Origin of the sequence: Nocardia farcinica (assembly GCF_029867845.1) — a bacterium.
Taxonomy (GTDB): domain Bacteria; phylum Actinomycetota; class Actinomycetes; order Mycobacteriales; family Mycobacteriaceae; genus Nocardia; species Nocardia farcinica_A.
Genome location: NZ_JARWRU010000057.1, coordinates 1 through 3,321 on the forward strand (window position 1 = coordinate 1; position 3,321 = coordinate 3,321).

Annotated in this window: 1 protein-coding gene; it reads left to right on the top strand. The window is 73.2% G+C overall.

Translation table 11 applies throughout. The annotated features are described in order from the left end of the window. The coding region (locus QH283_RS00915; protein ID WP_280501120.1) for an ABC transporter ATP-binding protein at positions 1-3,198 on the top strand (3,198 nt) is incomplete at its 5' end. Positions 3,199-3,321 lie beyond the last annotated feature (123 nt).

Genomic DNA, 3,321 nt, shown 5'->3' on the forward strand with positions numbered 1-3,321 from the left:
GCGCTGTTCCCGGCGAACTGGGACGCCCAGGCCCGCGCCGCCGAAGTCGCCATCAGTGTGGAGGCCGCGGTGGCGGGCGTACGGGTGGTCAAGGGTTTCGGGCAGGAGGGGCACGAACTCGACCGGCTCGAGCACCACGCCCGCGATCTCTACCGTTCCCGGTTGCGGCTGACCAGGATCACCAGCCTGTTCACCCCGGCCATGGCGAGCGTGCCCGCGGTGGGCCAGGCGCTGGTGCTGGTGGTGGGCGGCATCCTCGCGCTCGAACAGTCCATCACGCTGGGCACCTTCCTGGCGTTCATGACCTATCTCGGCCTGTTCGTCAATCCGATCCGGCAGTTCTCCATGCTGTTGACGGTCAGCCAGCAGGGCCGGGCCTCGCTGGAGCGGGTGCGCGAGGTCATCGAGACCCCGGCCCCGCCCGCGCCGCCGGTGGTGGCGGACGCGCCGGGTGAGCGGCCGCCGAGCGTCGAATTCCGCGATGTGCGTTTCGCCTTCGACGAGGTGACCGTGCTCGACGGGCTGAATCTCACGGTCGCCGCCGGGGAGACCGTGGCACTGGCGGGCGGCGCAGGCAGCGGCAAGACCACGCTCATGCGGCTGCTGCCGCGGCTGTTCGAACCCGACTCCGGCGCGGTGCTCTTCGACGGCGTCGACATCCGCCGCATCCCCGACGCGCGCGCCAGGGTGGCGATGGTCTTCGAGGAGACTTATCTGATGGCCGACACGGTGCGCGCCAATGTGGCCTACGGCCGTCCCGAGGCGACCGACGAGCAGATCTGGCACGCGCTGCACCTGGCCGCCGCCGACGAATTCGTCCGCGGCCTGCCCGACAGTCTGGACACCCCGTTGGGCGAGCGCGGCCAGCGGCTGTCCGGCGGGCAGCGCCAGCGCATCGCCCTGGCCCGCGCCCTGCTCACCGACGCGCCGATCCTGGTGCTCGACGACGCCACCTCCGCCATCGACGCCCAGGTGGAGGAGACGATCTTCCGCCGTATCGCCGCCGAGGTGCGGGCTCGCACCACGCTCGTGGTGGCGCACCGCATGTCGACGCTGGCGCTGGCCGACCGGGTGGCGGTCCTCGACGGCGGCCGGATCGCCGAGCTCGGCACCCCGGACGAACTGCGTTCCTCCGGCGAACTGTTCCGCGCCCTGTTCACCCCGCCGGAAGTGGAGGGCATCGGCGTCGACGGCGCCACCGGTCCCGGCGACCCGACCGCCCCACTGTGGGTGGAACCGGCCGCGGGCGAGGACGACGACCGGGCGCTGGAACAGGCCGCGCGCTCCTTCGCCCAGCGCGCGGCGGGCGCTCCCGGCGCGATGGGCCGCGGCGTCGGCGGCGGCATGATGACCTCGGCGCCGCCCAGCGGCGCCGTGGCCGCCCGGATGGCACAGCTGCCGCCGCTGCGCGGGGAACCCGATGTGCCGGAATCGTTCTCGCGCACGCCCGACCCCCGGTTCTCGCTGCCCAGACTGCTCCGCCCGTTCGCGCTGCCGCTGCTGGCCGGGCTCGGCCTGGTCGCGCTGGACGCGATCGCCCAGATCGCCATCCCCTTCCTGGTGCGTTACGGCATCGACCACGGCGTGCTGGTCGGCGCCCGCGTGGTGCTGCTCGGGGCGGGGGCGCTGGGGCTGGTCGTGGTGGCGGCCGACTGGCTGGTGACCACCGCGCAGGTCCGGGTGACCGGCCGGGCGGGCGAGCGGCTGCTGTTCGGCCTGCGGGTGAAGACCTTCGCCCACCTGCAACGGCTGGGCCTGCGGTTCTACGAGCGCGAACTGGGCGGGCGCATCATGACCCGCATGACCACCGACGTCGAGGGGCTCTCGGCGTTCCTGCAGACCGGTCTGGCCACGGCGCTGACCAGTTCGCTCACCATCGCGGGCGTCGTGGTCGCGTTGCTGATCGTCGACGCGGCGCTGGCGGTGGTGGTGCTGGCGCTGCTGCCGGTGCTCGTCGTGTCCACGGTGCTGTTCCGGCGGCTGTCGGTGCCCGCCTACACCCTGGCCAGGGACCGGATCAGCGCGGCCAACGCCTACCTGCAGGAGAACGTGGACGCCATCGCCGTCACCCAGGCCTACCGGCGGGAGGCGGTCAACCAGCGCGAGTTCGAACGCCGCTCCTGGGCGTACCGCGACGCCAGGATGCGCAGCCAGACCCTGATGGCGGTGTTCTTCCCGTTCGTGGAGTTCATGTCGGTGGTGGCCACCGCGGCGGTGCTGGCCGTCGGCGTGCACGACGTGCGGACGGGCGTGATCACCGCGGGCACGCTGATCGCCTTCCTGCTCTACATCGATCTGCTGTTCTCCCCCATCCAGCAGCTGTCGCAGGTGTTCGACAGCTACCAGCAGGCGGTGGTCGGCGTCGACCGGCTCGGCGCGTTGCTGCGCACCGAGGTCACCACCCCGGAGGCCGAGAACGCCAGGCCGGTGCGCGGACTGGAGGGCGCGATCGAACTGCGCGGGGTCGGCTACACCTACGACGGCGGCCCGGCCGGACAGGTGCTGACCGGCATCGACCTGCGGATCGAGCCGGGACAGAAGGTCGCGCTGGTCGGCGAGACCGGCGCGGGCAAGTCCACGCTGGTGAAACTGCTGGCCCGCTACTACGACCCCACCGAGGGGCAGGTGCTCGTCGACGGCGTCGACATCCGCGACTACCGGCTGCGCGACTACCGCAAACGGCTCGGCGTGGTCCCGCAGGAGCCGTTCCTGTTCGGCGACACCGTCCGCGCCGCCATCGCCTACGGCAAGCCGGAAGCCACCCCCGCCGAGATCGAGTGGGCGGCCCGCGCGGTCGGCGCGCACGAGATGATCGCCGCGCTCGAACACGGCTACTACCAGCCGATCGGCGAGCACGGCCGCAATCTGTCCGCCGGACAGCGGCAGCTGCTGGCGCTGGCCCGCGCCCAGCTGGTCGAGCCCGACATCCTGATCCTCGACGAGGCCACCGCCTCGCTGGATCTGGCCACCGAGGCCAGGGTGCGCGCCGCCGTCGACGTGCTCACCAGCGGGCGCACCACCCTGGTGGTGGCGCACCGACTCGCCACCGCCGCCGACGCCGATCTGATCGTCGTGCTCGGCCACGGCAGGCTGCTCGAGGCGGGCACGCACGCGGAACTGCTCGCGCGCGGCGGCGCCTACCTGGCGCTGTGGTCGGCCTATGTGGGCGACACACGACGGGCGCACTCGGCGTCGTGACCCGCGATACACAGCCGAGGGGGCGGGCCCCCCCGGGGGGGGGGCGGCCCCGGGGGGTGGGCGGGGGGGGGGGGGAGGTTTAGGGGGGGGGGGTAGGGGTTGGGGGGGGGGCGGCGCGGCGGG